The 25,177-nt window shown below is 65.5% G+C and carries 24 protein-coding genes; 16 read left to right on the plus strand and 8 right to left on the minus strand.

Annotated elements, in window-relative coordinates; all coding sequences use genetic code 11:
- Positions 1–15: 15 nt before the first annotated feature.
- On the plus strand, positions 16–747 hold the full coding sequence (gene phnF / locus AAFG50_RS39330) for a phosphonate metabolism transcriptional regulator PhnF (protein WP_011084038.1): 732 nt from the start codon (positions 16–18) through the stop codon (positions 745–747).
- Between the two features lie 50 nt (positions 748–797).
- Here phnF and AAFG50_RS39335 read toward each other — a convergent pair whose 3' ends face one another.
- Both AAFG50_RS39335 and mddA read right to left on the minus strand, forming a co-directional pair.
- A complete protein-coding gene (locus AAFG50_RS39335) occupies positions 798–1,220 on the minus strand; it encodes a GFA family protein (RefSeq protein ID WP_028173675.1) in 423 nt (140 codons plus the stop codon).
- A 230-nt stretch (positions 1,221–1,450) separates the two neighbouring features.
- The gene (mddA, locus tag AAFG50_RS39340) at positions 1,451–2,239 is read right to left on the minus strand and encodes a methanethiol S-methyltransferase (RefSeq protein ID WP_028173676.1); all 789 of its coding nucleotides are present in this window, start codon (positions 2,237–2,239) and stop codon (positions 1,451–1,453) included.
- A gap of 133 nt (positions 2,240–2,372) precedes the next feature.
- Between mddA and AAFG50_RS39345 the strand changes: the two genes are divergently transcribed.
- Positions 2,373–3,923, plus strand: coding sequence for a winged helix-turn-helix domain-containing tetratricopeptide repeat protein (locus AAFG50_RS39345; RefSeq protein ID WP_028173677.1), 1,551 nt, complete (start codon positions 2,373–2,375; stop codon positions 3,921–3,923).
- A gap of 235 nt (positions 3,924–4,158) precedes the next feature.
- Here the strand turns inward: AAFG50_RS39345 and irr are convergent, their stop codons facing one another.
- A complete protein-coding gene (irr, locus tag AAFG50_RS39350; RefSeq protein WP_028173678.1) occupies positions 4,159–4,638 on the minus strand; it encodes a Fur family transcriptional regulator Irr in 480 nt (159 codons plus the stop codon).
- A gap of 182 nt (positions 4,639–4,820) precedes the next feature.
- Here irr and AAFG50_RS39355 point away from each other — a divergent pair, with 182 nt between their 5' ends.
- Complete coding sequence (locus AAFG50_RS39355) at positions 4,821–5,132, plus strand: hypothetical protein (RefSeq protein ID WP_028173679.1); 312 nt, start codon at positions 4,821–4,823, stop codon at positions 5,130–5,132.
- Between the two features lie 3 nt (positions 5,133–5,135).
- Here AAFG50_RS39355 and AAFG50_RS39360 read toward each other — a convergent pair whose 3' ends face one another.
- The 3 genes from AAFG50_RS39360 to AAFG50_RS39370 form a co-directional block, all read right to left on the minus strand.
- Positions 5,136–5,705 carry a DUF2147 domain-containing protein gene (locus tag AAFG50_RS39360; protein WP_028173680.1) on the minus strand — a complete coding sequence of 190 codons (570 nt, stop codon included), beginning with the start codon at positions 5,703–5,705 and terminating at the stop codon, positions 5,136–5,138.
- A gap of 32 nt (positions 5,706–5,737) precedes the next feature.
- Positions 5,738–6,400: a DUF3313 domain-containing protein gene (locus AAFG50_RS39365; RefSeq protein WP_028173681.1), complete on the minus strand. Its 663-nt coding sequence runs from the start codon at positions 6,398–6,400 to the stop codon at positions 5,738–5,740.
- A 254-nt stretch (positions 6,401–6,654) separates the two neighbouring features.
- The gene (locus AAFG50_RS39370; RefSeq protein WP_028173682.1) at positions 6,655–7,302 is read right to left on the minus strand and encodes a TetR family transcriptional regulator; all 648 of its coding nucleotides are present in this window, start codon (positions 7,300–7,302) and stop codon (positions 6,655–6,657) included.
- 215 nt (positions 7,303–7,517) lie between these two features.
- On the opposite strand from AAFG50_RS39370, the gene AAFG50_RS39375 reads away from it, so the two are divergent.
- From AAFG50_RS39375 to AAFG50_RS39405, 7 genes are all read left to right on the plus strand, one after another.
- Entirely contained in the window at positions 7,518–9,068 is a 1,551-nt protein-coding gene (locus AAFG50_RS39375; protein WP_028173683.1) for an ABC transporter substrate-binding protein, read from the plus strand.
- A gap of 199 nt (positions 9,069–9,267) precedes the next feature.
- Complete coding sequence (locus tag AAFG50_RS39380) at positions 9,268–10,239, plus strand: ABC transporter permease (protein ID WP_011084029.1); 972 nt, start codon at positions 9,268–9,270, stop codon at positions 10,237–10,239.
- Complete coding sequence (locus tag AAFG50_RS39385; RefSeq protein WP_028173684.1) at positions 10,236–11,075, plus strand: ABC transporter permease; 840 nt, start codon at positions 10,236–10,238, stop codon at positions 11,073–11,075. The genes AAFG50_RS39380 and AAFG50_RS39385 overlap by 4 nt, the downstream gene beginning before the upstream one ends.
- A gap of 2 nt (positions 11,076–11,077) precedes the next feature.
- Positions 11,078–12,697 carry an ABC transporter ATP-binding protein gene (locus AAFG50_RS39390; protein ID WP_028173685.1) on the plus strand — a complete coding sequence of 540 codons (1,620 nt, stop codon included), beginning with the start codon at positions 11,078–11,080 and terminating at the stop codon, positions 12,695–12,697.
- Between the two features lie 192 nt (positions 12,698–12,889).
- On the plus strand, positions 12,890–13,066 hold the full coding sequence (locus tag AAFG50_RS39395; protein ID WP_166466026.1) for a hypothetical protein: 177 nt from the start codon (positions 12,890–12,892) through the stop codon (positions 13,064–13,066).
- The gene (locus tag AAFG50_RS39400; protein ID WP_011084026.1) at positions 13,063–13,272 is read left to right on the plus strand and encodes a hypothetical protein; all 210 of its coding nucleotides are present in this window, start codon (positions 13,063–13,065) and stop codon (positions 13,270–13,272) included. The genes AAFG50_RS39395 and AAFG50_RS39400 overlap by 4 nt, the downstream gene beginning before the upstream one ends.
- 132 nt (positions 13,273–13,404) lie before the next feature.
- Entirely contained in the window at positions 13,405–13,857 is a 453-nt protein-coding gene (locus AAFG50_RS39405; protein ID WP_053815139.1) for a PaaI family thioesterase, read from the plus strand.
- 19 nt (positions 13,858–13,876) lie between these two features.
- Here AAFG50_RS39405 and AAFG50_RS39410 read toward each other — a convergent pair whose 3' ends face one another.
- Complete coding sequence (locus tag AAFG50_RS39410; RefSeq protein WP_028173687.1) at positions 13,877–14,164, minus strand: hypothetical protein; 288 nt, start codon at positions 14,162–14,164, stop codon at positions 13,877–13,879.
- Positions 14,165–14,356: 192 nt separating this feature from the next.
- Between AAFG50_RS39410 and AAFG50_RS39415 the strand changes: the two genes are divergently transcribed.
- The 4 genes from AAFG50_RS39415 (at position 14,357) to AAFG50_RS39430 (ending at position 19,226) form a co-directional block, all read left to right on the plus strand.
- Positions 14,357–14,677 carry a hypothetical protein gene (locus AAFG50_RS39415; RefSeq protein ID WP_011084023.1) on the plus strand — a complete coding sequence of 107 codons (321 nt, stop codon included), beginning with the start codon at positions 14,357–14,359 and terminating at the stop codon, positions 14,675–14,677.
- 223 nt (positions 14,678–14,900) lie between these two features.
- Positions 14,901–15,626 carry an outer membrane protein gene (locus tag AAFG50_RS39420; protein WP_011084022.1) on the plus strand — a complete coding sequence of 242 codons (726 nt, stop codon included), beginning with the start codon at positions 14,901–14,903 and terminating at the stop codon, positions 15,624–15,626.
- Between the two features lie 165 nt (positions 15,627–15,791).
- Positions 15,792–17,945 carry a HAMP domain-containing methyl-accepting chemotaxis protein gene (locus AAFG50_RS39425; protein ID WP_028173688.1) on the plus strand — a complete coding sequence of 718 codons (2,154 nt, stop codon included), beginning with the start codon at positions 15,792–15,794 and terminating at the stop codon, positions 17,943–17,945.
- Between the two features lie 219 nt (positions 17,946–18,164).
- Positions 18,165–19,226, plus strand: a complete 1,062-nt coding sequence (locus AAFG50_RS39430; protein ID WP_011084020.1) for an MBL fold metallo-hydrolase — start codon at positions 18,165–18,167, stop codon at positions 19,224–19,226.
- Positions 19,227–19,402: 176 nt separating this feature from the next.
- Here the strand turns inward: AAFG50_RS39430 and aroQ are convergent, their stop codons facing one another.
- A complete protein-coding gene (gene aroQ / locus AAFG50_RS39435; RefSeq protein ID WP_028173689.1) occupies positions 19,403–19,840 on the minus strand; it encodes a type II 3-dehydroquinate dehydratase in 438 nt (145 codons plus the stop codon).
- Between the two features lie 270 nt (positions 19,841–20,110).
- Between aroQ and hemA the strand changes: the two genes are divergently transcribed.
- Together hemA and AAFG50_RS39445 are read left to right on the plus strand one after the other, a co-directional pair.
- Positions 20,111–21,340: a 5-aminolevulinate synthase gene (gene hemA, locus AAFG50_RS39440; RefSeq protein ID WP_028173690.1), complete on the plus strand. Its 1,230-nt coding sequence runs from the start codon at positions 20,111–20,113 to the stop codon at positions 21,338–21,340.
- 300 nt (positions 21,341–21,640) lie between these two features.
- Positions 21,641–25,150 carry a PAS domain-containing hybrid sensor histidine kinase/response regulator gene (locus tag AAFG50_RS39445; protein ID WP_028173691.1) on the plus strand — a complete coding sequence of 1,170 codons (3,510 nt, stop codon included), beginning with the start codon at positions 21,641–21,643 and terminating at the stop codon, positions 25,148–25,150.
- Positions 25,151–25,177: the final 27 nt, after the last annotated feature.

Consider the following 25,177-nt stretch of genomic DNA (forward strand, 5'->3'; position numbering starts at 1 on the left):
AGGCTGACCGGCGATATGAGCATGCAGGACACCGCCTCCACGGGCGTCGCGCTATGGCGCCTCGTTGCCGACGGCATCGAGCGCGGCATCGCCGACGGCCGCTTCGCCGCCGGCGACAAGCTGCCGGGCGAGATGGAGATCGCCGAGACCTATCGCGTGAATCGCCACACCGTGCGGCGGGCGCTGGCAGCCCTTGCCGAGCGCGGCCTGGTGCGCGCCGAACGTGGCAGCGGCACCTATGTCGAGGCGCAGCGCATCGCCTATCCGCTGCGCTCGCGCACGCGCTTCTCGGAGATCGTCGGCGCCGGCGGCCGTGAGCCGCGCGGGCAGTTGATCGAGGCGTCCGACGACGTCGCGACGCGCGAGCTGGCGCGCGAACTGGGCCTGAAGGTCGGCGCCCCGCTGGTGCGGATCGAGGCGATACGCCTCGCCGACCGCACCCCGATCTGCGTCTCCACGACGTGGCTGTCGGCGGAGTTGTTTCCGGGCGCGGGCAGCGTGTTTGCGGCAACGCGCTCGATGACGAAACTGCTCGAACACTTCGGCGTCCGCGACTATCGCCGCGGCGCGACCCGGATCACCGCCGGCATCGTCGACGCGACCGACGCTGCACGGCTCGATCTGCCGCTGGGACGGCCGATCCTCGTGGTCGATGCCACCGACCACGGTCTCGACGGCAAGCCGCTGGTGACGAAGCATTCGCGCTTTGCCGCCGAGCGGGTGGAGTTTCTGGTGGAGAACGGCTGAGATGCAGCTCGCTCTTCCCCCCGCAAGAGGAGGAGGAAGAGCAGCGCCTGCTACTCCTGCATCATCTCGCCGCTGCCGCCGAACTCGGCGGGGAAGTCCTTCAGCTTGGGCAGGCCGTCGCGCATCGGCAGCACCGTCTCGGCGTAGTTGACGTGGACGCCGGGCGTGAACGCCAGGGTGGGGATGGTGGCGGTGAAGACGTCGGTCAAACCGAGCGGCGGGTGATTGGTCATGAGATGGCCGCCGCACTTCCTGCAATATTTGCGCTGGCTGAGCGGCGTCTTGGCGAAGGTCTCGACGTGCTGCGCGCCCTCGGTGATGCGCACCGCGTCAGGCTTCCACAGGCTGAAGGCGTTCACCGGCCCGCCGGACCAGGACCGGCAGGAGCCGCAATGGCAATAGCCCATCGCCTCCGGCGCACCCGTGACCTCGACCGTAACCGCGCCGCAGAAGCAGTGTCCGACATGTTTCATTGGGTCGTCTCCGTTGATGAAGGTTGGAAATCCTCTCCCCGCTCCGGTTCACCGAGATCTCGGCGAAGGCGGATGCGGGGTCGCGACGAGCTTCGCTCGCGTTGGTAGCCTCGGAGTGAGGGGGAATCACTCCGAGGGACGTTGAAGGCGAGAGTCCGGCAAGGTCCGATACGCGCCTCGGCGCCGCCGCGCGTCCTCCTTTCGGCGGACGCGCGCGCAGAGCGCGAAAACTAAACTGACCGGCGCCAGGGAATAAGCATCGACACGCGTTGTTTGTACTGCCGGTATTCGTCGCCGAAGAGATCAATGAGGTCGCGCTCCTCCAGCGCGATGCCGACGAAGATGTAGATCGTGGTCACGGCCGCAAACAGCAGATGTCCCGCGGTCATGACCGGAGCCGCCCAGAACGCGACGATGAAGCCGAGATAGATCGGATGACGGACAAACTTGTAGAGCAGCGGCGTCTTGAAACGCGGCGGCGTCGCTTCCTTGCCGACGAGATGGTTGGTCACCTGATGCAATCCGAACAATTCGAAATGGTTGATGATGAAGGTCGAGGTGAACACCAGCACCCAGCCTGCGAAGGACACCGTGACCAGCGTCACGGCGAGATCCGGGTCCTCGACCTCCCATATGACCGTCGGCAGCGGACGCCACTGCCAGAACAGGAGCAGCAATGACAGACTCGCGAACAACACATAGGTGCTGCGCTCGATCGGTTTGGAGACGAACTGCGTCCACCACGTCTTGAAGCGCTGGCGCGCCATCACGCTGTGCTGGACGGCGAACAGCGCCATCAGGAGCAGGTTGATGATGACGGCCTCAGCCGTCGACGTGTCGGTTCCGGTGTCGATGGTCTTCGGCACCACCAGCCCCATCACGAAGCCGATAGCGTAGAGAATGGTGACGAAAAACACGAGATACGCCGCAATTCCGTACAGAAAGGCGATGAACTTGAAAATGCGAGAGCCCGTAACCTCCGGGCCGATCGAATGAACCTGGTGATCAATTTGGGACATGGAAAGCTCCGTTGTGCCGAGGCATCGGCACTGTTTGGTCTTCGCACCATGCCGGATCGGACGTTCCATGGCTTTTGCGGACGGTTGATTTTCGCCTGAGACGACTTTGATTTTTGCTTGAGACGACAGAAACGTGCGATTTTGCTTTGAAAACAACGTGCTCGACGGCGACCTGCGCGAACTGACCTGCGCCGGGGTCGCCGTGCCGTTGCAGCCGCAGGTGTTCGATCTGCTGCTCTACCTCGTCGCGCAGCGGGCCCGAGTGGTCAGCAAGGATGACCTGATCAGCCAGATCTGGAGTGACCGGATCGTCTCGGATTCCGCCCTGAACAGCCGGATCAATGCCGCGCGCAAGGCGCTCGGCGACGACGGCGCGACTCAGCGGCTGATCAAGACGATCCCGCGCAAGGGCTTTCGGTTCGTCGGCGAGGTCCGGGAAGATGTGGCAGTCACACTCGCGCCTGCGGAACCCGCCGCGGCCCCGGCACGCACTGTTGCGGACCGCCCAGCGATCGCGGTGCTCGCCTTCGAGAACATGAGCGGCGATCCCGAACAGGACTATTTCGGTGACGGGATCAGCGAGGACATCCTCACCGCCCTGTCGAAGCAGCGCTGGTTCATGGTGATCGCCCGCAACTCGTCCTTCATCTACAAGGGACGCGCGGTCCACATCAGGCAGATCGCCGAGGAGCTCGGCGTCCGCTACATCGTCGAAGGCAGCGTGCGCAAGGCGCACAACCGGGTGCGCATCACCGCCCAGCTCAACGACGCGGCGTCAGGCAGCCATCTCTGGGCCGAACGCTATGACCGCGAGCTCGTCGACGTCTTCGCCGTGCAGGACGAGATCACCAACGCGATCGTCGCGGCGATCGAGCCGCAGATCCACGCAGCGGAGAATTTTCGCAGCCATCGCAAGCCGCCCGCGAGCCTCGACGCCTGGGATCTGTTGATGCGCGCGCTGTCGCACTACTGGCGCGTGACGCGGCAGGATCACGAGGCCGCACAGGCGCTGCTCGAGCGCGCGATCGGGATCGATCCGAATTACGGCCAGGCGCTGTCGGTGCTGGCGGCGAACCACATGTTCGGCGCGCATCTCGGCTGGGTCGAACTGGCCAGGGTGGCGCCAATAGCGGAAGCCGCCGCGCTGGCCGCGGTGCGCTGCGATCATGAGGACGCCTGGGCGCATACCGGGCTCGGCAGCGTCTACTTCTCGACGCGCAGGCTTGCGGACGCGCTGTCCGAGTTCGAGCAGGCGCTCGCGCTCAATCCGAACTTCTCGCTGGCGCAGGGCTATTACGCGCTGGCGCTGTCCTATGCCGGGCGATCGAAGGACTCGTTCGAGGCGGCGCAGAGGGCGATCCGGCTCTCACCGCGCGACCCGTCGCTGGCGATCTATCACGGTATCGCCGGCTATGCGCGCTTCACCGAGCGGCGCTATGACGAGGCCATCGCGCTCGCGCGCGAGGCGATCCGCCATCGCGGCGACCTCACCGGCGCCTATCGCGTGCTCGCCGTCTCCGCCGGCATGACCGGCGACGGGATGCTTGCCGAGATGGCGCTGGGCGAGCTCCGCCGCACCCAGCCGGGCATCTCGCTGCACTGGATCGCGACGCAACTGCCATGGGCCAGTGACGCCGATCGCGAGCACTATCTGGAAGGATTCCGCCGGGCGGGGTTGCGGTGACACCTCTTGCCTTCCCTTGAACGGCAGGGGAATAGCATTTGAGAGCGGTTCCTGCGGCCATCCTTCGAGACGCCCGCCTGGCGGGCTCCCCAGGATGAGGACGGAATTCGCGGCAGCAGTTCCAACGGGCACGGTGCTGCCTAGCCTCATCCTGAGGAGGCCGCTGGAAGCGGTCGTATCGAAGGACGAGGCGTGCGGTGAGGCCCCTCCAGGGGAAGGTAAGAGCGCGGCGGCGCTACACGCGCTTCCGGCGCAGATGGACGATGACGTCGAGCCGCGCGATCTCGTGGCCGGGAAGCGCCTCGGGAATCCTGGTGAAGGCGAGGCCATCGGCGACGTCGACCAGCACATCCTCGCCTTCGAGGTAGAAGTGCGGATGCACGGATGTGTCGGTATCGAAGAAAGACTTGATGCCGTCGGCCGCGATCCGGCGCAACAGGCCGGCTTCGGTGAACTGATTCAACGTATTGTAGACGGTCGCGAGCGACAGGTATGCGTTCGCCGCCAGCGCCTCTTCATAAAGCCCCTCGGCGGTCACATGACGATGGCTGCGCAGGAACAGCAACTGGCCGAGCGCCAGGCGCTGGCGCGTTGGCCGCAGGCCGGCATCAACAAGCAATTGCAGACAGCGCTGCACGCCCTGATCCGGCTCCGGTAGGGCGACATCAGGTCCGCTGTCGTCGCGCGCGGGGGTATTCGTGGCCTGCATGTCCATCGATCGTCTCACGGCTGAAAGAACCAGGGCACGCAACGCGGCGTCCGGCCAGTTGCCATTCGATCGCAGAAGCGGCGGCTTGGCTTTGATCCGGATCAAACCCGGAAGCGGTCGCCTCTGACCTATCGCAAGGCGGCCCGGTCTATTCCCGGTCACAATGCAGCGATATCGATGAGGCTCACATGTCCAGGCCGGTTCCCGACAAGGCAGAGATCGCGCTCGAATATCCCGACAAGTTCTATGTCGGCACCTTCGAGCATTCATCGCGCTTCGAGGCGCGGCTCGACGGCAGCGGCGTTGCGCTCGTGCTGCAACATCCGGGCGCGGCCGATGAGCGCAAATCGGTGCACCTGCACATCAATTTCGGGCTGCTCGCCGGCATCCTGCGGGAGCTCGCCGGCAACGTCGCCGCACTCCCCAAGGACGACATCGCGCACCGCGAACAGCTCGCAGACGCGCTCGACGAGTTGCGACGGGCGCTGCGGACGCCCTGAAGGCTATTTCGTTTTCACCTGGATCGGCTTCGGTGCCGGCACCGCCGCCCATTCCTTGTCGGCGCGCGGGCCGTTGAGATCGCCGGTCAGGCCGACGAGCTGACCGGGCAGCACGTCGAGGGTCTGCTGCCAGGTCTGGGTCTGGCACAGGAACTTGATCAGGCAGCCCTTGAGCTTGAGACGATCAGGAGATTCGCGCCACAGCGAGACCGAATAGAACTTGCCGTCCTCCGCATTGTAGATGTCGCCGGCAAACCGTCCCTCGGGCGTCGCCTGCAAGCCCATGATGAGCTGGTGGCCGAGCAGCGCGCGGGCGCGCTTGTCCGCATCGGGGTTTTCCTTGTCGCGATAGGGCTGGCCGCGCTTGTCGGCCGGCTCCTTCATCCAGACGATGAAGCCGCAGATGCGCTCGCGCGACGGACCGCAGCGTTCGAGCCGGATGCGGGCGCGGCCGTCCTCGACCAGCCAGGTGCCGCTGGGATCGGTGGGCGCGGCAGCGCCGGCGCGGCCGCCGACGATCATCATCATGACCGTGATCGCGACGCGCAGCACGAAGCGAAGAAGAATGTCCATCTGCGATGCCTTTCGTTGCGCGGGTTGCCGCGTCAGTTCAGTTGCGCCATCAGCGCGTCGGCGTTCTTCTCGAGGCCGGCGGTGGCGGCTGCGAGCGCGCCGACGCTGGCCTTGATGTCGTAGGCGCCCGGGTATTGCTTGGTGACGTAGGCAGAGAGCAGGCGCGAGGTGGCGGCGTCGAAGATCTCGACGCCATAGACGACCGAGCCGGTCATCGTCCCCTCGCCGTCGCGCGCGGCCTGCACGCCGTTGTAGACGGCACCGGCGAGGTCGAAGCGCGAGAGCGTGCCGAGCACCGGCGTGTTGGTGACGGCGCCGGTGAGCGTCAGCCTGATCCGCAACGTGTTCGGTCCGCGCTCGCGCACCAGCGCGAAACGGCCGCGCAGCCGCTCGGCGAAGGAGTTCTGCATGTAGGCGGCGAGCGTTGCCTTGTCCTTGTCGGACATGTCGCCGAACTGATGATCCTTGCCGCGGTAGAGCACGACGGGATCCAGGATCACTTTATTATATGCGCGCCAGTCGACCGGCGTGGAATAGCGGTAGGGCACGCGGCCGGAGGCGTCCGACTTGTCCGGGGCCATGTAGGCCGACGACGCCATCTCCGAATAGGGCACGGGCGCGACCGAGGCGCAGCCGGCCGCGGCCGCGCAAAGCACCAGCGTTCCCAGACCGCGCAGGGCGATCGAGCGATCCATTCCAGACTCCTCTAGCGGCTTTCAGCAAAGGCGATGGGGACCGCAGCCGCGTTTTGGGACCAGACGCGGCTGCGGCGCTCACCATTGCCGGCCCAAGGCATCGTCCGCGGCCATTTCAGACGCCTTGGGCCGTCTCAGTGTTTCCGTTTATAAAACCGACCAGTTGGTTTGTAAAATACGGAAATGACGCGTTGGCACATTTGGCCGCAGGCGCGGATTTGGGCAGGCGCCGGTCGGAATTCGTTAACGGTGAATCAGGCGCGCTTGCGCGGGGTCGGGGCCTTTGCCGCCGATGGCGTTCCGGACTTGGCCGCGGACTTGGTGCGTGTCGTGGCGGGCTGTCCGAGGCCGGTCCACTGTGCGTCGTCGAGCAGGCGCGCGAACAGTCGCTGGTGCTCGTCCTTGCTGAGCGGAGACATGCCGAATAGCGAGCTCAGCAGCAGCCCGAGCGCCCCGGCCCAGCGCAGCATCGCGAGGTCGGGGTCGGCGGCTTCTTCCTTGATCGCCGCCATCCTCTTCATTTCGAGTTCGCGCGGCAGCGCCATCAGGTCAGGATTTTCGACCATGGCCGCAACCAGGGCCAGCGCGGCAGAATTCGGCGAGGTCGCCGCTTCCCGGATCGTGGCGAGCTGGGTCGCCAGATTGGGATTTGCCGAGGTCCCGCTCACCTTTGCCATATAGCGGATCGAGAACTCCTCGAAATGCGCCATCTGCCGCTCGAGCAACGCCTTCAGCACCGCCTCCTTGGTGCGGAACTGATGCATCACGCCGCCCTTGCTGAGGCCGCTCTCGCGGGCGATGGCATCGAGCGTCAACCGGCCCGGCCCGTCGCGCGCGATGATGGCGATGGCCGCTTCGAGCGCAGCGTTGCGGGACCGTTCGGAGCGCGTGGCATTGTCCATGGCCGACTTGTCTCCACGACAGGATAATGAATCAAGTGAAAACAGGACGCGCTGTACATTTTTTGTGCGAACACTGTCGAGACTTTCATCTTGCGGCGCCGAATGGGACTATGTGAGCCTCGATACCGGATGGGGACTGGGATGGGCCGGCCGTAGCTTTGCGCGCCATGACGTGCGAAGCGTCTACGGCTGGCCTCGCTTGAGAAAGATACGACATGCCAAAACGAGTGTTGCTTGGTCTCCTCCTGGCTTGCGGCCTCACGGCCTCGGCACTGGCGCAAGAGCCGAAAACGGGGGGTGTGATCAATGCCGTGATCCAGCCCGAGCCGCCCGCCCTGATGCTTGCGATGGTCCAGAACGGCCCGGTCCAGATGGTGTCCGGCAACATCTTCGAGGGCCTGCTGCGCTACAGCCCCAAGCTCGAGCCGCAGCCGGAACTCGCCGAGAGCTGGACCGTGAGCGAGGACGCCAAGACCTACACCTTCAAGCTCAAGAAGGGCGTCACCTGGCATGACGGCAAGCCCTTCACCGCCGCCGACGTGCTGTTCTCGATCGAGATGCTGAAGCAGACCCACGCGCGCGCCCGCAACAACCTCGGGCAGGTCGACAAGGTCGAGGCGCCCGACGATTACACGGTGGTGTTCACGCTGAAGCAGCCGTTCGGCCCGTTCCTCGGTATCTTCGAGGTCGGCTCGATGCCGATGGTGCCGAAGCATCTCTATGACGGCACCGACTGGAAGACCAACCCCTACAACAACGCCCCGGTCGGCACCGGCCCCTTCATGTTCAAGGAGTGGCAGAAGGGCTCGTTCATCCGCCTGGTCAAGAACCCGAACTACCACGAAAAGGGCAAACCCTATCTCGACGAGATCTACTGGCAGGTCATTCCCGACGCCGCCGCGCGCTCGGTGGCGTACGAGACCGGCAAGGTCGACGTGCTGCCCGGCGGCTCGGTCGAGAATTTCGACGTGCCGCGGCTGTCCAAGCTGAAGGACACCTGCGTCACCGGCGCCGGCTGGGAGTTCTTCTCGCCGCTGGCCTGGCTATGGCTGAACAACCGCCAGGGCCCGCTCGCGGACAAGCGGGTGCGGCAGGCGATCATGTTTGCGATCGACCGCGATTTCGCCAAGGACGTGATCTGGAACGGGCTCGGCAAGGTCGCGACCGGCCCGTCCGCCTCGACCATCAAATACTACACCGACGACGTGCCGAAATATCCGTACGATCCGGCCAAGGCCAAGGCGCTGCTGAAGGAAGCCGGCTACAAGGGCGAGAAGATCCGCCTGTTGCCGCTCGCCTATGGCGAGACCTGGCAACGCTGGGGTGAAGCCGTGAAGCAGAACCTCCAGGACGTCGGCATGAACATCGAGACGATCGCCACCGACGTTGCCGGCGGCAACCAGAAGATCGGCGACTGGGACTACGACATCGCCTTCACCTATCTCTACCAGTACGGCGATCCGGCCCTCGGCGTCGGGCGCAACTACGTCTCCAGCGCCATCGCCAAGGGCCAGGTGTTCAACAATGTCGAGGGCTACTCCAACCCGGAGATCGACAAGCTGTTCGCCGATGGCGCCGTCGCGACCCCGGATTCCAAGCGCAAGGAGATCTACGAGAAGGCGCAGAAGATCCTGGTCGAGGACGTGCCGGTGGCCTGGATGCTCGAGCTGCAATTCCCGACCATCATGCGCTGCAAGGTCAAGAACCTGATCACCACCGGCATCGGCGTCAATGACGGCTTCAAGGACGCATGGCTCGACAAGTGATGGCAGGCGCTCCGAACTCCCCTTACCTCTCCCGCTTGCGGGAGAGGTCGCTACGCTCGAAGAGCGTAGCGGGTGAGGGTTCTCTCCTCTTGGCAATCCCTCCGCGGAAGCACCCCCTCCCCTGCCCTCCCCCGCAAGCGGGAGAGGGAGTGCACCGTGATCGCGGTGACACGCACCTCAATCTCACTGCGTTATAGATATGCTCTCCTTCGTCGCTCAGCGTGTCGTGAAGGGCGTGATCGTCCTGCTCGCGATCGTCGTCCTCAATTTCTTCCTGATCCGGCTTGCGCCCGGCGATCCCGCGGTCGTGATGGCGGGCGAGGCCGGCGCCAGCGACCAGATCTTCGTCAAGCAGCTCCGGGAAAAGTTCGGCCTCGACAAGCCGCTGCCCGAGCAGCTCTTCATCTACGTCAAGGGCGTCGTCACCCTCGACCTCGGCTTCTCCTTCCGCCAGCAGGCGCCGGTGTCGAAGCTGATCCTCGAACGGCTGCCGGCGACCCTGTTGCTGACGCTGACCGCCTTCGCGATCTCGCTGATGCTCGGCGTCCTGTTCGGCAGCTTTGCGGCGCGCTTTGCCGGAACCTTTCTCGACACCGGCATCACCGTGTTCGCCCTGATCTTCTACGCCATGCCGATCTTCTGGGTGGCGCTGATGGGTATCCTCCTGTTCTCGGTCACCTTCGATTGGCTGCCGAGCTTCGGCTACGAGACGGTCGGCGCCAACCTCACCGGCCTTGCCCACGCGGTCGACGTCGCAAAACACCTGATCATGCCGGCGATGACGCTCGGCCTGTTCTTCATGGCGACTTATACCCGCATGACACGCGCCTCGATGCTGGAGGTGAAGCGGCTCGACTTCGTCAAGACCGCGCGCGCCAAGGGCCTCTCCGACGCCGTGATCCAGCGCCGCCACGTGCTGCGCAACGCGCTGCTGCCCGTCGTGACGCTCGCCGGCGTGCATTCCGGCACGCTGATCGGCGGCGCCGTCATCACCGAGACCGTGTTCGCCTGGCCCGGCATCGGGCGCCTGATGTACGACGCGCTGCTGCAGCGGGACTACAACCTCCTGCTCGGCGTGTTCGTGATCTGCTCCGCCATGGTCCTGATCTTCAACCTCATCACCGACCTGGTCTATCGGCTGGTCGATCCGCGCATCGAATTCGCCTCATGAAACAGTTCTGGAAATCGATGCTGAAGAGCCCGAGCGGCGTCATCGGCCTCATCATCCTGTTGCTTGCGATCGGAATCGCGGTGTTCGGACCGATGCTGTTCCCGAACTCGCCCTGGCGCATGGTACAGCGGCCGTTCCTGCCGCCGTTCACGCTCGGGGCCGTGCCGCTCGGCACCGACGCGCTCGGCCGCGACGTGTTCGCCGGCATGATCTTTGGCGCACGCGTGTCGCTGCTGGTCGGCCTCGTCTCGACGCTGGTGGCGCTGGTCGTCGGCGTGCCGATCGGCGCCATGGCCGGCTATTTCGGCGGCAAGGTCGACGACGCCCTGATGCGCTTCACCGAATTCTTCCAGACCATTCCGAGCTTCGCGCTGGCGATCGTGCTGGTCGCGATCCTGCAGCCCTCGATCTATTCGATCGTGGCCTCGATCGCGGTGGTGAGCTGGCCGCCGGTCGCCCGCCTCGTGCGTGGCGAGGTGCTTTCGCTGCGCACGCGCGAATATGTCCAGGCCGCCGTGGTCACCGGCCAGAGCAACACCTGGATCATCCTGCGCGAGATCCTGCCCAATGCGCTGTCGCCGGTGATCGTGCTGGCCTCGCTGATGGTGGCGACCGCGATCCTGCTGGAGTCCTCGCTGGCCTTCCTCGGCCTCGGCGATCCCAATCTGATCTCCTGGGGCTACATGGTCGGCGCCGGCCGCACCGTGATCCGCCAGGCCTGGTGGATCACGGTGTTTCCCGGCGTCGCCATCCTGATCTCGGTGCTTGGGCTGAACCTGATCGGCGAAGGTCTCAACGACGCGCTCAATCCGCGCCTGTCGCGGGAGGGACGCTGACGATGACCGCCCCGCCCGCCGTCTCCATCAAGAACCTGCAGATCGCATTGCCCAAGGGCGCCGAACGTGCCTTCGCCGTCGACGGCGTCTCGCTCGACTTGCGGCCCGGCAAGATCGTCTGCGTCGTCGGCGAATCCGGCTCCGGCAAGTCGATGTGCGCGCATGCGCTGATGGGACTTCTGCCCGACACGGTCTCGGTCACATCAGGCGAGATCCAGTTCGAGGGCCGCGACCTGCTCAAGCTGGATGACGACGGCTGGCGCGACCTGCGCGGCCGCCGGCTGGCGATGATCTTCCAGGAGCCGATGACCGCGCTCAATCCCTTGATGCGGATCGGCGACCAGATGGCCGAGATGTTCGAGGCCCACGGCCTGCTCTCGCCGAAGGAGCGGCGCGCAAGAGCGCTGGCGCTGGCACGCGAGGTCGGCCTGCCCGACCCCGAGCGCATCGTCCGCGCCTATCCGCACCAGCTCTCCGGCGGTCAACGTCAGCGCGCCATGATCGCGATGGCGCTCGCGCTCGAGCCGGCGGTGCTGGTGGCGGACGAGCCGACCACCGCGCTCGACGTCACCACGCAGGCGCAGATCCTGAAGCTGATCCGCAACCTCCAGCGCAACCGCAACATGGCGGTGATGTTCATCACCCACGATTTCGGCGTGGTCGCCGACATCGCCGACCAGGTCGTGGTGCTCCGGCATGGCAAGGTGATCGAGGAAGGCCCGGCGGCGACCGTCTTCAACGAGCCGCAGCACGACTACACCAAGGCGCTGCTCGCGGCCGTGCCGTCGATGGATCCGCCGGCGCGCGAGCCCCTCGACGACCAGGCCAGGGCCGTCGAGGTGATCGGGCTGGACAAGACCTACGTCACATCAGGGGGCTGGTTTCGCGAGGACCGCCGCGTCGATGCGGCGCGCGCGGTCAACTTCAACATCCTCAAGGGCGAGACGCTCGGCCTCGTCGGCGAATCCGGCTCGGGCAAGTCGTCGGTGGCGCGCCTCGTGATGCGGCTGATCGAAGCCGACCGCGGCACGGTGCGGATCGGCGAGACCGATCTCACCTCACTCTCGGGCAAGGCACTGCGCACCGAGCGCCATCGTATCCAGATGATCTTCCAGGATCCGTTCGCCTCGCTCAATCCGCGCCGCAAGATCGGCCACATCATCGCCGACGGCCCGATCGCGGCCGGCATCGATCCGAAGGTCGCCTTCGAGCGCGCCCGCGATCTGCTAAAGATGGTGGGCCTCGACGCCGGGGCACTCGAACGCTATCCGCATGAATTCTCCGGCGGCCAGCGCCAGCGCATCGGCATCGCGCGCGCGCTCGCGCTCGAGCCCGAGATCATCGTCGCCGACGAGGCCGTCTCCGCGCTCGACGTCTCGGTGCAGGCGCAAGTCTTGCGGCTGCTCGAAGACCTCAAGGCGCGCCTCGGCCTCTCCATGCTGTTCATCACCCACGATCTGCGCGTCGCCGCCCAGATCTGCGACCGCATCGCGGTGATGCAGCGCGGCGCCATCGTCGAGCTGAAGCCGACCGCGCAGCTGTTCGCCGCGCCCGAGCACGCCTATACGCGCGAGCTGCTCGCGGCAGTGCCGGGGCGGAAGGAGTGCGCGCCGGCGGCGTGACGCAAACGGTATCCGGTTCGCCCCCAAAGACGATTGGACCGAATCGAACCGCATCTGCCGCAACGGCGCGGTCACGCGCTTTTTATTCCTCGTGACCGCCCGCACAGCTGCAAAGCGCCGGGCCGCACCCCACATCGGTTTGGAATGATTCCCATCATCTGATGATGGTCGCCAAACTCTTCGGAGCCAAACATGGGCCAGGTTATTCAATTTGTCTCGAGATCCGAGCGCGAACGATTGCGCCTCATCCAGGAGGCACGCGCGATCTATGACAGCATCTTCCCGCCCGCTGATCCGGTCAGCGAGCGGCACGACACGACCACGATCGGGCGCGCCGTCGGCGGCGGCAACGTGGAAAATCTGTCGTGATCAAGATCATTGCCGTGCTTTGCAGCCTCTCCTCTCCCGCCAATTGTCACGAGCAGATCGTCACCACGTCGGACTTCGCCGACGTTTCGATGCAGTCCTGCATGATGGGCGCGCCGCAGCTTGCCGAATGGATGAACCAGCATCCGGCCGAGCGCCTCGCGGGATGGCGTTGCGTGATCGGGCAACAGGGTGGCCGTGGCGCCTGAGGTGCGCCTTCTGGCTCTTTTCCATCCCTTATTATATGATATAGATCATTCCATGAGGTTTGGAGGCGCTCGGTGGAGGACGACAAAGCCGGCAAACCGGCCATCGAATACGGTGTCGTGCCCATCGACGTGATGGCATCGATGTCTGGGCTTGATTTTGTCCGCGCGATCTTCTCCGGGGAATTGCCCGAACCGCCGATCATGCAGACGGTCGAGCCGTTCGACTGCAGGGCCGAACCTGGAATTGTCGTGATCCACAGCGTGCCGGGCCTGCGTCACTACAACCCGATCGGCTCGGTCCATGGCGGCTACGCCGCGATATTGCTGGATTCCGCAATGGGGCTGGCGGTGCAGACCACCCTGCCCGGCGGGACCGGCTACACGACGCTGGAATTCAAGATTTCGTTCGTGCGCGGCATGAGCGAGGCCAGCGGCGTGATCCGCACCGAAGGCCGCGTACTGAACGCCGGCCGCCGCGTCGCGACCGCCGAAGCGCGCATCACCGATACGAAGGGCCGGCTGCTAGCGCACGCGACGACGACCTGCCTTGTGTTCGGCATTGAGAAGGGCGGCGCGGAGAGCTGACGGGCGATGCAATCGCTCATCACCGCGGGTTGGTATTGCTCCAGGTCGGGACCGAATTGGTCACGCCGACCGACGGCCAGTTGTACGTTCCGATCGACGGCGCCGTGACCGTGCCGACCGTCTGTCCGGACGATCCGTAAGCGGGCCTGCCCTGCGTCGCCGGCAATCCGGCGCTGCCATAGGCCGGGGCCACCACACTGGTGCTGTAATATCGGCTCGAGCGGTGCTTCTTCGCCTCAGCCGCGAACGGCGCGGCAAGCAGTCCGGTCGTGATGAGCGCGGCAATGGCGAGTTTGACGGTTGTCATGGCTGATCCCTTCATCGCTAGGGCCCCGCTGTGTCATCTGTTCATTCGCCGGAAGATTTCCATGGGCACTCCGTTCATAACTCCGTGCGCACACAAAGGTACCGGAGCCCGGGGGCTGCGCTCGCTGCCTTCGGATGGACCCGAATCAGCGCTAGTGCATTGCCATAAGCAGCTCCCCTGAACGCGATTGACATGACCGGCCCCGAACTGAAGCAACTCCGCGCCGACCTTTCCGATGCCCTCGAGCGCAAGCTCACTGCGGCCGACATGGCCAGGCTATGCGGATTGCCGGAGAACGGCGGCGCCGACACCATCCGGCGCTGGGAGGTCAGCGGCCCGACGCCGTCGGCGACCAAGGTGCTGCGCGTGCTCGCGATGGCGAGCGAGCGCTATCCGATCCTGGAGAAGTTCGACATCTTCGATCGCCACGACGTGCGCGAGGAAGACCGGCCGGCAAAGCGCGCGGCATTCCGCGCGCAGATGCGCGATGAAGCACGGCGGCGTCTTGGTTAACAAGAACCGCACGCAAGTTACCGGGAAGAGGCGACGTTAAACCTTCCTTCAGCATTTCTTTAGTCGCCATTAAGCACGAAAATCATTTGCAGCCCAATACGTTAGGTTGGCTGCCGCTGTGCCACGGATGTGACAGCATTTTCGTCAAAAGCGAGCTATCTGCAAAACCAACGACGGCGCGGAAAGCGCGCCTGCCGGGGACCTAAGTGTTGGAGTTTGGACTATGAAAAAGATTCTGTTTGCGACCGTCGCGCTGCTCGTGGTGGGCGCCGCTGCGCCGGCCGTCGGCGCCGATCTCGGCAACCGCAACTACTACAAGGCGCCCGCGCCGGCCTATGTCGCGCCGATCTACAACTGGACGGGATTCTATCTCGGCGCCCATGTCGGCGGCGCGTTCTCCAGCGACAACAATTTCAACGGCCTCTCCACCGGCAACAACGGCAACGGCCGTTTCCTCGGCGGCGTGCAGGTCGGTGCCGACTGGCAGTTCAACCCGAACTTCGTGGTCGGCGTCGAAGGCCAGTATTCCTGGCTCTCCGGCAGCGTCGGCGCGGTGTTTCCGGGCGGCGTCGCCTACACCAACGACCAGCGCGGCCTCGGCTCGATCACCGGCCGCGTCGGCTACACCTGGGGTCCGGGCCTCCTCTACGTGAAGGGCGGCTACGCCTATTCGGACAACAACGAGAAGGTCACCGTCGGCGGCGTGCCGACCGGCTTCATCATCGATGGCGATCATCGCAACGGCTACACCGTCGGCGCCGGACTCGAATACATGTTCGCGCCGAACTGGTCGGCCAAGGCCGAGTACCAGTACTACAATTTCGGCGACGCGCACTTCACCGCGGGCCCGCTGGCGGGCACCGGCAACTTCACCACCGACGACCACACCTTCAAGGCGGGCGTCAACTATCGCTTCAACTGGGCCAATTCGACGGTCGCGCGCTACTGATCGGTTAGCAAAACCTTATCCTGACGAAGGGCCGGCCCCGTTGCCGGCCCTTCTTTTTTCGCCCTGCGGAACCAGCGCAAGCAATTGCACCAATTGCGATTTTTTTAACCGGCCCCGCCGATACTGCCCGCCACAAAACAGAAGCAAGAGCGTGGGGGAAGTTCGATGGCGATCCGTCTGGGCGTTGGCCGTTTGCTTGGCCGTTTGAGACCTCGTTTCAAGATGCCGACATGGGGCGTGCGCGGCAGCCTGTTCACGGCCTTCGCGGTGATCGCGGGCATGGGCCTCGTGATCGCGGCCGGCGCCGGCCTGGCGCTGCAGAATCTCGGCGGGCGCATGACTGAACTGAGCGGGCGGGACATTCCGCGCCTCGCCGCCAGCCTGCAATTGTCGGCCCTGAGCGCGAGCCTTGCGGCACAGGGACCGGCCCTGCTTGCGGCTCAAAGCGAGGACGCCCTGAACGAGCGCACCAAGAAGCTCAGGGAATTGCAGGAGCAGACGCAGCAGAAACTCAACGAGATCATCGAGCTCGGCGGCGACAAGGCCGTCGTCTCCGGACTCAGCGAGACGATGAAGAGCATCAACGAGGCGGCCCAGAGCCTGGCCAAGGCCGCCCGCGAACGGCTGGACATTGCCGCCCTCCATGACAAGCAATATGACGCGCTGCGCAGCGCCCAGGGCGCCTTCGTGGGCGCGGCCAGTCCGGCGATGCTGGACGCGCAGACCCGGGTCAACGCCATTCTCGGCTCGGCCAACCTGTCGGCCGAAGATGCCACCGAAGCCGCGCAAACCGTCGGCCAGCTCGGCAACGTCGTCGCCAGCGGCAATCTCGCAGCCGCCGACATGAGCGCGGCGCTGTCGGCGAACACGAGCGACAAGCTCGATGACATCCAGAAGGAATTCAAGACGGCACAAGGACGCCTGCGGTCGAACCTCGATCTGCTGTCGGACAATGAGGGCAACAAGATGCTGCGCGCGACGGCGGAAAAGCTGCTCGCGCTCGGCACCGGCAAGACCGGCGTGTTCAATCTGCGCGAGAAGGAGCTCGACTCCATCGACTACGGCCAGACCATCCTGGACGAGACGCGTAAGCTCAATGTCGGCCTCGGCATCAGCGTGCAGCAGCTCGTCGACGGCGTGCAGAAGGAGACCAACGCGTCGACCTTCCAGGCGCGGCAGGAGATCTCGCTCGCGACGTCGGTCATGCTGGCGCTGGGCGCGCTGATGCTGGTCGGCTCGGCGCTGTTCGTCTGGCTCTATGTCGGCCGCAACATCCTGCGCCGGATCACTGGCCTCCAGCGCGCCATGCAGTCGCTCTCGGCCGGCGATCTCGACACCGAGATCGCGCGTGCCAAGCACAATGACGAGATCGGCACGATGACCGACACGCTGACCGTGTTCCGCGATAGCATGGTCGAGGCCCGCGCGCTCGCGAGCGAACAGGACAAGGACCGCGTCGCCAAGGCCGAGCGTGCCGCTCGCATGGAGGCGAAGATCGCCGAATTCGAGAGCACGGTGCGCTCCGCGCTCGACAATCTGGCGCAGTCCGCCAATTCGATGCAATCGACCGCGCAGAGCATGTCGACCACCGCCGACCAATCCAACGCGCTGGTCAACGCGGTCGCCTCCGCGGCCGAAGAGACCTCGGTCAACGTGCAGACCGTGTCGTCAGGCACCGAGCAGCTGTCGTCCTCGATCGCCGAAATCAGCCGCCAGGTGGTCACCTCGGCCGGGATCGCCAAGAAGGCCGTGGACGAAGCCGGCGCGACCGACGCCACGGTGCAGAGCCTCGCCGACAGCGCGAGCCGCATCAGCGTCGTGGTCGATTTGATCCAGACCATCGCCTCGCAGACCAATCTGCTCGCGCTCAACGCCACCATCGAGGCGGCACGCGCGGGCGAGGCCGGCCGCGGCTTCGCGGTGGTCGCCTCCGAGGTGAAGAGCCTCGCGAGCCAGACCGCGAAGGCGACCGAGGAGATCCGCACCCAGATCGCCAGCATGCAGGACGTGACGACCTCGGCGGTCGGCGCCATCCAGGGCATCGGCCGGATCATCGGCGAGATCAACGACGTCACCACGACGATCGCTGCGGCTGTCGAAGAACAGGGCGCGGCGACCCGCGAGATCGCGCGCAACATCCAGCATGCCGCTGGCGGCACCAGCGAGGTTTCCAGCAACATCGTCGGCGTCTCCACCGCCTCCGCCGAAGCCGGCGCTGCGGCGAGCGAAGTGCTGGGCGCCTCCGACGCACTGCGCCGCGAGGCCGACCTGCTGCGCGGGGAGATCGACGCGTTCCTCAACAGCATGCGAGCGGCCTGATTGTCATTCCGGGGCGGCGCAAAGCGCCAAACCCGGAATCTCGCGCGACGACCTCCAGATTCCGGGTTCGCGCTCACGCGCACCCCGGAATGACCGGCATTTTTGGGCTGCGCTCCATCCGGGTCACGGAAAAATCCGGCCCGGAATGACCGCTATGCGAGCCACCCCCGCGTCCTTTTTCGGCTGGCGCGGCGCGCCCGGCGGGTTTAAGTCGGTAGCATGAACGCGAAGACCGACACCGTGCAGTCCTCCGCGGAGGCCCTGCGTTATCCCTGGGACCAGCATCCCGGCCCCGACGAGGTCGTGGAGGTGAAGCCCGGCGTATTGTGGGCGCGGCTGAAGCTGCCGTTCCGCCTCAACCATGTGAACATCTACCTGCTCGCCGACGGCGACGGTTACGCCATGGTCGACGCCGGCTTCGGCAACGAGGAGACGATCGAGGCCTGGACGAAGCTGTTCGACGGCCCGCTCAAGGGCGTCAACATCACGCGCCTGATCGTCACTCACTCCCACCCCGATCATGTCGGGCTTGCGGGGTGGATCGTCGAGCGGTTCAACTGCCCGCTGGTGATGTCGCAGGTCGAATATCTGCAATCGGTCTATCACCAGAATCGCGGCACCGAGGAGCGACGCGAAGCGCAGCGGCTGTTCTTCCGCCGCCACGGCATGGACGAGTCGCTCACCGAAAAGCTGCTCGGCCGCGGCCAGGACTATCTCAAGCGCGTCTCGGTGCTGCCTCCGTCCTACCGCCGCATCTCGCATGGCGACGACGTCGTGATCGGCACGCGCCGCTTCAAGGTGATCACCGGCGGCGGCCACGCGCTCGACCAGGTGATGCTGTATTGCGCCGACGACAAGCTGTTCCTTTCCGCCGACCAGGTGCTGAGCAAGATCTCGCCGAATGTGAGCGTGTGGGCTGTCGAGCCCGACCAGAACTCGCTCGGCGAATATCTGGCTTCGCTCGCCAGCCTCACCACGACGCTACCCTATGATTTGCTGGTGCTGCCCGGCCACGGCGTGCCGTTCTACGGATTGAAGACCCGCATCAAGCAGCTCGCCGACCACCACGAGGAGCGCTGCCGCCTGATCGCGGAAGCCTGCCGCGAGGTGCCGCAGACCTCGCGCGCCTTGGTGCCCGTGGTGTTCAACAAGCACGTGCTGGACGAACACCAGATGGGTTTTGCCGCCGGCGAACTGGTCGCCCACGTCAACTACATGATCGTCGAGGGCCGGCTGACGGCGGAGACCAAGGACGGCGTGCTGCAGTTTCGGACGACGTGATTTTTTTCGCCTCTCCCCGCCTGCGGGGAGAGGCCGGAATTCGCGAGTAGCGCGGATCCCGGGTGAGGGGGACTCTCCACGAGTCCGACTGTCACCGTCCGTGCGGAGACTCCCCCTCACCCCAACCCTCTCCCCGCAAGCGGAGCGAGGGAGCAGACCGTCGCTGCGGCAGCATTTCACTTCATATTCATATTCGCAATCGCGTGCAGCGCCGCGATGTAGCCGAACGGCCCCAGCCCGCAGATCACGCCGGTCGCCACGAACGAGATCTTGGAGTGCCGGTGATATTCGTCACGGGCGTGGATGTTGGAGATGTGGACTTCCAGCACCGGGCCTTCGAATGTCTTGATCGCGTCCATGATCGAGACCGAGGTGAAGGACAGGCCGGCCGGGTTGATGACGATCGCATCGGCGTCCTGCCGCGCCGACTGGATCAGGTCGACCAGCACGCCTTCATGGTTCGACTGGTGGAAGGCGAGCTTGAGCCCGAGCTTCGCGGCGGCTTCCTCGCAGCTCGCATTGACCTCTGCGAGCATCGTGGTGCCGTAGATGTGCGGCTCGCGGATGCCGAGCATGTTGAGGTTGGGACCGTTGAGGATCATCACGCGCTTCATGGGAGGGTCCTTTCGAATGATAATCTGCTGAATTGTGTTGCCGAGCCCAGGCAGCCCCAGGCTGCCATGTCGGCCCCTCCCGGTACTTACCGCAAAGCAGCATTACACAAGCCGGTGAGTTCTTTGATCGGGATCAAGTTTCAAATCGCACGATAGGGCATTTTGCCCAAATGCCCTCCAGGGCCAAATGTGGGATAGCGCATAGACATTGGAGCTGGAAAAGCTCTAAGAAGATGCGCCCCTTGGTCAGGTTCCGTTGCAGGTTTGCCGATGGATTACAGCCAGTTCTTCAATTCCGCCCTCGATCGCCTCCACACTGAGCGGCGCTATCGCGTGTTCGCCGATCTGGAACGCATGGCGGGCCGGTTTCCGCATGCGATCTGGCACTCGCCCAAGGGCAAGCGCGACGTCGTGATCTGGTGCTCCAACGACTATCTCGGCATGGGTCAGCATCCGAAGGTCGTCGGCGCCATGGTCGAGACCGCAACGCGCGTCGGCACCGGCGCGGGCGGCACCCGCAACATCGCCGGCACGCATCATCCGCTGGTGCAGCTCGAGGCCGAGCTCGCCGATCTCCACGGCAAGGAAGCCGCGCTGCTGTTCACCTCGGGCTACGTCTCGAACCAGACCGGCATCGCGACGATCGCAAAGCTCATTCCGAACTGCCTGATCCTGTCGGACGAGCTCAACCACAATTCGATGATCGAGGGCATCCGCCAGTCCGGTTGCGAGCGGCAAGTGTTCCGCCACAACGATCTCGCCGACCTCGAAGCGCTGTTGAAGGCGGCGGGTCCGAACCGGCCGAAGCTGATCGCCTGCGAGAGCCTCTATTCCATGGACGGCGACGTCGCTCCGCTCGCCAAGATCTGCGATCTCGCCGAGAAATATAACGCGATGACCTATGTCGACGAAGTCCACGCGGTCGGCATGTACGGCCCGCGCGGCGGCGGCATCGCCGAGCGTGACGGCGTCATGCATCGCATCGACATTCTCGAAGGCACGCTGGCCAAGGCGTTCGGCTGCCTCGGCGGCTACATCGCCGCCAACGGCCAGATCATCGACGCCGTGCGCTCCTATGCGCCGGGCTTCATCTTCACCACCGCGCTGCCGCCGGCGATCTGCTCGGCCGCGACCGCCGCGATCAAGCACCTGAAGACCTCGAGCTGGGAGCGCGAGCGCCACCAGGACCGCGCCGCCCGGGTCAAGGCGATCCTCAACGCCGCCGGTCTCCCGGTGATGTCGAGCGACACCCACATCGTGCCGCTGTTCATCGGCGATGCCGAGAAGTGCAAGCAGGCCTCCGACCTCCTGCTCGAAGAGCACGGCATCTACATCCAGCCGATCAACTATCCGACCGTCGCCAAGGGCTCCGAGCGCCTGCGCATCACGCCCTCGCCCTATCACGACGACGGCCTGATCGATCAACTCGCCGAAGCCCTGTTGCAAGTGTGGGACCGCCTCGGCCTGCCGCTCAAGCAAAAGTCGCTGGCGGCGGAGTAGGTTTTTCTTCGCCTCTCCCCGCTTGCGGGGAGAGGCCGGATCGCATCGCCAGATGCGATCCGGGTGAGGGGGAGTCTCCGCGAGTCCAGCTGCCACCGTCCCCGCGGAGAGCCCCCCTTACCCCACCCTCTCCCCGCAAGCGGGGCGAGGGAGAGCAGGCAGCTCGCCCTACGGCTTAACGACGACGCCAGTTCCCGCCCCTTCCGGGCATTTCGCTGTCGCTTGCGCCCACCCAACGCGCTAGATTTGCAGGGAAAATGAGACCGGGCGCCGTCGCGCCCAGGGAGAAGCACGCTCGCCATGCTGCACGACTGGGGCGTGATTGCCGCCGCCTTTGGCTATATCGGCTTCCTGTTCCTGGTGGCGAGCCACGGCGACCGCCGCTCGCCGGCCGGGCCAGGCCGCGCCTCCGGCCTGATCTATCCGCTGTCGCTGGCGATCTACTGCACCTCCTGGACCTTCTTCGGCTCGGTTGGCTTCGCCACCCGCACCTCGACCGACTTCCTCGCCATCTATGTCGGCCCGATCCTGATGATCGGCCTCGGCGCCGGCGTGCTGCGCCGCGTGATCCAGCTCGCCAAGGCCCACAACATCACCTCGATCGCCGACTTCATCGGCGCCCGCTACGGCAAGAGCCAGGCGGTGGCGGCGACCGTGGCGCTGATCGCCATCATCGGCTCGGTGCCCTACATCGCGCTCCAGCTCAAGGCGGTCGCCTCCTCGCTGGAGACGATCCTGAGCGAGGATCAGGCCTTCTCCCACATCCCGATCCTTGGCGACATGGCGTTGATGGTGACGCTGGCGATGGCGGCCTTCGCCGTGCTGTTCGGCACGCGGCAGACCGACGCCACCGAGCACCAGCACGGCCTGATGCTGGCGGTCGCGACCGAATCCATCGTCAAGCTGGTCGCCTTTCTCGCCGCCGGCATCTTCGTCACATTCTGGATGTTCTCGCCGCATGAATTGATCGAGCGCGCGATGAAGACGCCGGAGGCGGTGCGCGCCATCAACTACTCGCCGTCGATCGGCAACTTCCTGACCATGACGCTGCTGTCGCTGTGCGCGGTCATGCTGCTGCCGCGCCAGTTCCATGTCAGCGTGGTGGAGAATTCCTCCGATGCCGAGGTCGGCCGCGCGCGCTGGCTGTTCCCGCTCTATCTCGTCGCCATCAATCTGTTCGTGATCCCGATCGCGATCGCCGGCCTCGTCAGCTTTCCGTTCGGCACGGCCGATCCTGATATGTACGTGCTGGCGCTGCCGATGGCGGGCGGCGCGGATCTGCTCAGCGTCGCCATCTTCGTCGGCGGCCTGTCAGCGGCGACCGCGATGGTGATCGTCGAATGCGTCGCGCTTTCCATCATGGTCTCCAACGACCTCGTGGTGCCGCTGGTGCTGCAACGGCGGCCGGAGGGGCGCACCGGCGGCGCCGATTTCAGCGACTTCCTGCTGCGCTCGCGGCGGCTCGCGATCTTCGCCATCATGGTGATGGCCTATTTCTACTACCGCGCGCTCGGCAATACCCAGCTCGCAGCGATCGGCCTCTTGTCCTTTGCCGCCATCGCCCAGCTCGCGCCGAGCTTCTTCGGTGGGCTGCTGTGGCGGCGGGCGACCGCGCGCGGCGCGATCGGCGGCATGCTGGTCGGCTTCGCGGTGTGGCTCTACACGCTGTTCATTCCGAGCTTCATGGATTCCTCGACCGCAGGCATCCTGCTGCTCCAGCACGGCCCGTTCGGGATCGAGGTGCTGCGGCCGCAGGCGTTGTTCGGCGCCGACCTGCCGCCGCTGATGCATGGCGTCATCTGGTCGCTGTCGCTCAACATCCTCACCTATGTGCTGCTGTCGTTGGCACGGCGGCCTTCGTCCATCGAGCTGGTGCAGGCCGATCTGTTCGTGCCCAACACGCTCGCGCCGATCTCCCCGAATTTCCGCCGCTGGCGCACCACCGTCACCGTGCAGGACATCCAGACCACGGTCGCGCAATATCTCGGGCCCGACCGCACCCGGCATTCGTTCGAGGCCTTCTCGGCCCGTCGCAATGTGCGGCTCGAGCCGGCAGCGCCCGCCGATTTCGAGCTGCTCCAGCACGCCGAGCACCTGATCGCCTCATCGATCGGAGCTGCGTCCTCGCGCCTCGTGATGTCGCTGCTGCTGCGCAAGCGGACGGTCTCCGCCAAAGCCGCGCTGAAGCTGCTCGACGATTCCCATGCGGCGCTGCATTTCAACCGCGAGATCCTGCAGACCGCGCTCAACCATGTGCGCCAGGGCATCGCGGTGTTCGACGCCGACCTGCAGCTGATCTGCTCCAACCGGCAGTTCGGCGATCTCCTCAACGTTCCCCCGCATTTCATCCAGTTCGGCACGCCGCTTCGCGAAATCCTGGAATTCATGGACGTGAGCAATCCGGCCGACCCGATCGAGCGCGAGGCCATGCTGGAGCGGCGGCTTGCCGCCTATACCATCGACAGCGAGCCCTATCTCGAGCGCCTGCCGGACCGCCATATGGTGATCGAGGTGCTCACCAACCGCATGCCCGGCAGCGGCTTCGTCATCACCTTCACCGACGTCACGCCCACCTTCGAGGCCGCGGAAGCGCTGGAGCGCGCCAACGCGACGCTGGAAAAGCGCGTGCGCGACCGCACCGAGGAGCTGACCCGGCTGAACTCGGAGCTGGCGCTGGCCAAGAGCACGGCGGAAGACGCCAGCATCTCCAAGACACGCTTCCTCGCCGCCGCCAGTCACGACATTCTCCAGCCGCTCAACGCGGCGCGGCTCTATGTCACCAGCCTGGTCGAACGCCAGCACAGCGGCGAGGAGACCCGGCTGGTCGAGAACATCGACGAATCGCTCCAGGCCATCGAGGAGATCCTCGGCGCGCTGCTCGACATCTCCAGGCTCGACGCCGGCGCGATGGCGACCTCGATCTCGAGCTTCAAGATGGCCGATCTGATGCGCTCGCTGGAGATCGAGTTCGCACCGATCGCGCGCGCCAAGGGCCTCGATCTCACCTTCGTGCCCTGCTCGCTGCCGGTCGAGTCGGACCGGCTCCTGCTGCGGCGCCTGCTCCAGAACCTGATCTCCAACGCGATCAAATACACCCCGCGCGGCCGCGTGCTGGTCGGCTGCCGCCGCCGCGGCGCCTCGCTCAAGATCTGCGTCTACGACACCGGCGTCGGCATCCCCACGGTCAAGCGCGGCGAGATCTTCAAGGAGTTCCACCGCCTCGAGCAGGGCGCGCGGATCGCGCGCGGCCTCGGCCTTGGCCTGTCGATCGTCGAACGGCTGGCGCGCGTGCTCAACCACGGCATCGCCATCGACGCCAATGTGGGCGGTGGCTCGGTATTCTCGGTGACGGTGCCGACGGCGAAGGCGATCACCCTCACCGCCGCGGTGACCAGCGCGACGCCGCTGGCGCGTACGCCGATCGCGGGCGCGCTGATCGTCTGCATCGAGAACGATGCGGCGATCCTCGACGGCATGCGCACGCTGTTGAAGGCCTGGGACGCGGAGGTGATCGCGGTCGCCGATCCCGAAGGCGCGATCGCGGCGATCGAAGTTGCGGGCAAGCGCGTCACCGGGCTGCTGGTCGACTATCACCTCGACCGCGGCAACGGCATCGCCGCGATCCGCGACATCCGCCGCCGCTTCGGCGACGCCATCCCTGCGATCCTGATCACCGCCGATCGCAGCCCCGCCGTGCAGCTGGCGGCGCGCGACGAGAAGATCGCGGTGCTGAACAAGCCGGTGAAGCCGGCCTCGCTGCGCGCCCTGCTCGGCCAGTGGCGCACGCAGCAGATGGTGGCGGCGGAGTGAGAGAAGCCCGTTGGCGAATGCCAGGCA

It is taken from the genome of Bradyrhizobium sp. B039 (genome assembly GCF_038965675.1).
Taxonomy (GTDB): domain Bacteria; phylum Pseudomonadota; class Alphaproteobacteria; order Rhizobiales; family Xanthobacteraceae; genus Bradyrhizobium; species Bradyrhizobium diazoefficiens.

What these genes read in the sequence shown, in the direction of transcription:
- phnF (WP_011084038.1), top strand. Translation starts at nt 16, where the DNA reads ATGAGCATGCAGGACACCGCCTCCACGGGCGTCGCGCTATGGCGCCTC.
- AAFG50_RS39335 (WP_028173675.1), bottom strand. Translation starts at nt 1,220, where the DNA reads ATGAAACATGTCGGACACTGCTTCTGCGGCGCGGTTACGGTCGAGGTC.
- mddA (WP_028173676.1), bottom strand. Translation starts at nt 2,239, where the DNA reads ATGTCCCAAATTGATCACCAGGTTCATTCGATCGGCCCGGAGGTTACG.
- irr (WP_028173678.1), bottom strand. Translation starts at nt 4,638, where the DNA reads ATGGACATGCAGGCCACGAATACCCCCGCGCGCGACGACAGCGGACCT.
- AAFG50_RS39355 (WP_028173679.1), top strand. Translation starts at nt 4,821, where the DNA reads ATGTCCAGGCCGGTTCCCGACAAGGCAGAGATCGCGCTCGAATATCCC.
- AAFG50_RS39360 (WP_028173680.1), bottom strand. Translation starts at nt 5,705, where the DNA reads ATGGACATTCTTCTTCGCTTCGTGCTGCGCGTCGCGATCACGGTCATG.
- AAFG50_RS39365 (WP_028173681.1), bottom strand. Translation starts at nt 6,400, where the DNA reads ATGGATCGCTCGATCGCCCTGCGCGGTCTGGGAACGCTGGTGCTTTGC.
- AAFG50_RS39370 (WP_028173682.1), bottom strand. Translation starts at nt 7,302, where the DNA reads ATGGACAATGCCACGCGCTCCGAACGGTCCCGCAACGCTGCGCTCGAA.
- AAFG50_RS39375 (WP_028173683.1), top strand. Translation starts at nt 7,518, where the DNA reads ATGCCAAAACGAGTGTTGCTTGGTCTCCTCCTGGCTTGCGGCCTCACG.
- AAFG50_RS39380 (WP_011084029.1), top strand. Translation starts at nt 9,268, where the DNA reads ATGCTCTCCTTCGTCGCTCAGCGTGTCGTGAAGGGCGTGATCGTCCTG.
- AAFG50_RS39385 (WP_028173684.1), top strand. Translation starts at nt 10,236, where the DNA reads ATGAAACAGTTCTGGAAATCGATGCTGAAGAGCCCGAGCGGCGTCATC.
- AAFG50_RS39390 (WP_028173685.1), top strand. Translation starts at nt 11,078, where the DNA reads ATGACCGCCCCGCCCGCCGTCTCCATCAAGAACCTGCAGATCGCATTG.
- AAFG50_RS39395 (WP_166466026.1), top strand. Translation starts at nt 12,890, where the DNA reads ATGGGCCAGGTTATTCAATTTGTCTCGAGATCCGAGCGCGAACGATTG.
- AAFG50_RS39405 (WP_053815139.1), top strand. Translation starts at nt 13,405, where the DNA reads ATGGCATCGATGTCTGGGCTTGATTTTGTCCGCGCGATCTTCTCCGGG.
- AAFG50_RS39410 (WP_028173687.1), bottom strand. Translation starts at nt 14,164, where the DNA reads ATGACAACCGTCAAACTCGCCATTGCCGCGCTCATCACGACCGGACTG.
- AAFG50_RS39415 (WP_011084023.1), top strand. Translation starts at nt 14,357, where the DNA reads ATGACCGGCCCCGAACTGAAGCAACTCCGCGCCGACCTTTCCGATGCC.
- AAFG50_RS39420 (WP_011084022.1), top strand. Translation starts at nt 14,901, where the DNA reads ATGAAAAAGATTCTGTTTGCGACCGTCGCGCTGCTCGTGGTGGGCGCC.
- AAFG50_RS39425 (WP_028173688.1), top strand. Translation starts at nt 15,792, where the DNA reads ATGGCGATCCGTCTGGGCGTTGGCCGTTTGCTTGGCCGTTTGAGACCT.
- AAFG50_RS39430 (WP_011084020.1), top strand. Translation starts at nt 18,165, where the DNA reads ATGAACGCGAAGACCGACACCGTGCAGTCCTCCGCGGAGGCCCTGCGT.
- aroQ (WP_028173689.1), bottom strand. Translation starts at nt 19,840, where the DNA reads ATGAAGCGCGTGATGATCCTCAACGGTCCCAACCTCAACATGCTCGGC.
- hemA (WP_028173690.1), top strand. Translation starts at nt 20,111, where the DNA reads ATGGATTACAGCCAGTTCTTCAATTCCGCCCTCGATCGCCTCCACACT.
- AAFG50_RS39445 (WP_028173691.1), top strand. Translation starts at nt 21,641, where the DNA reads ATGCTGCACGACTGGGGCGTGATTGCCGCCGCCTTTGGCTATATCGGC.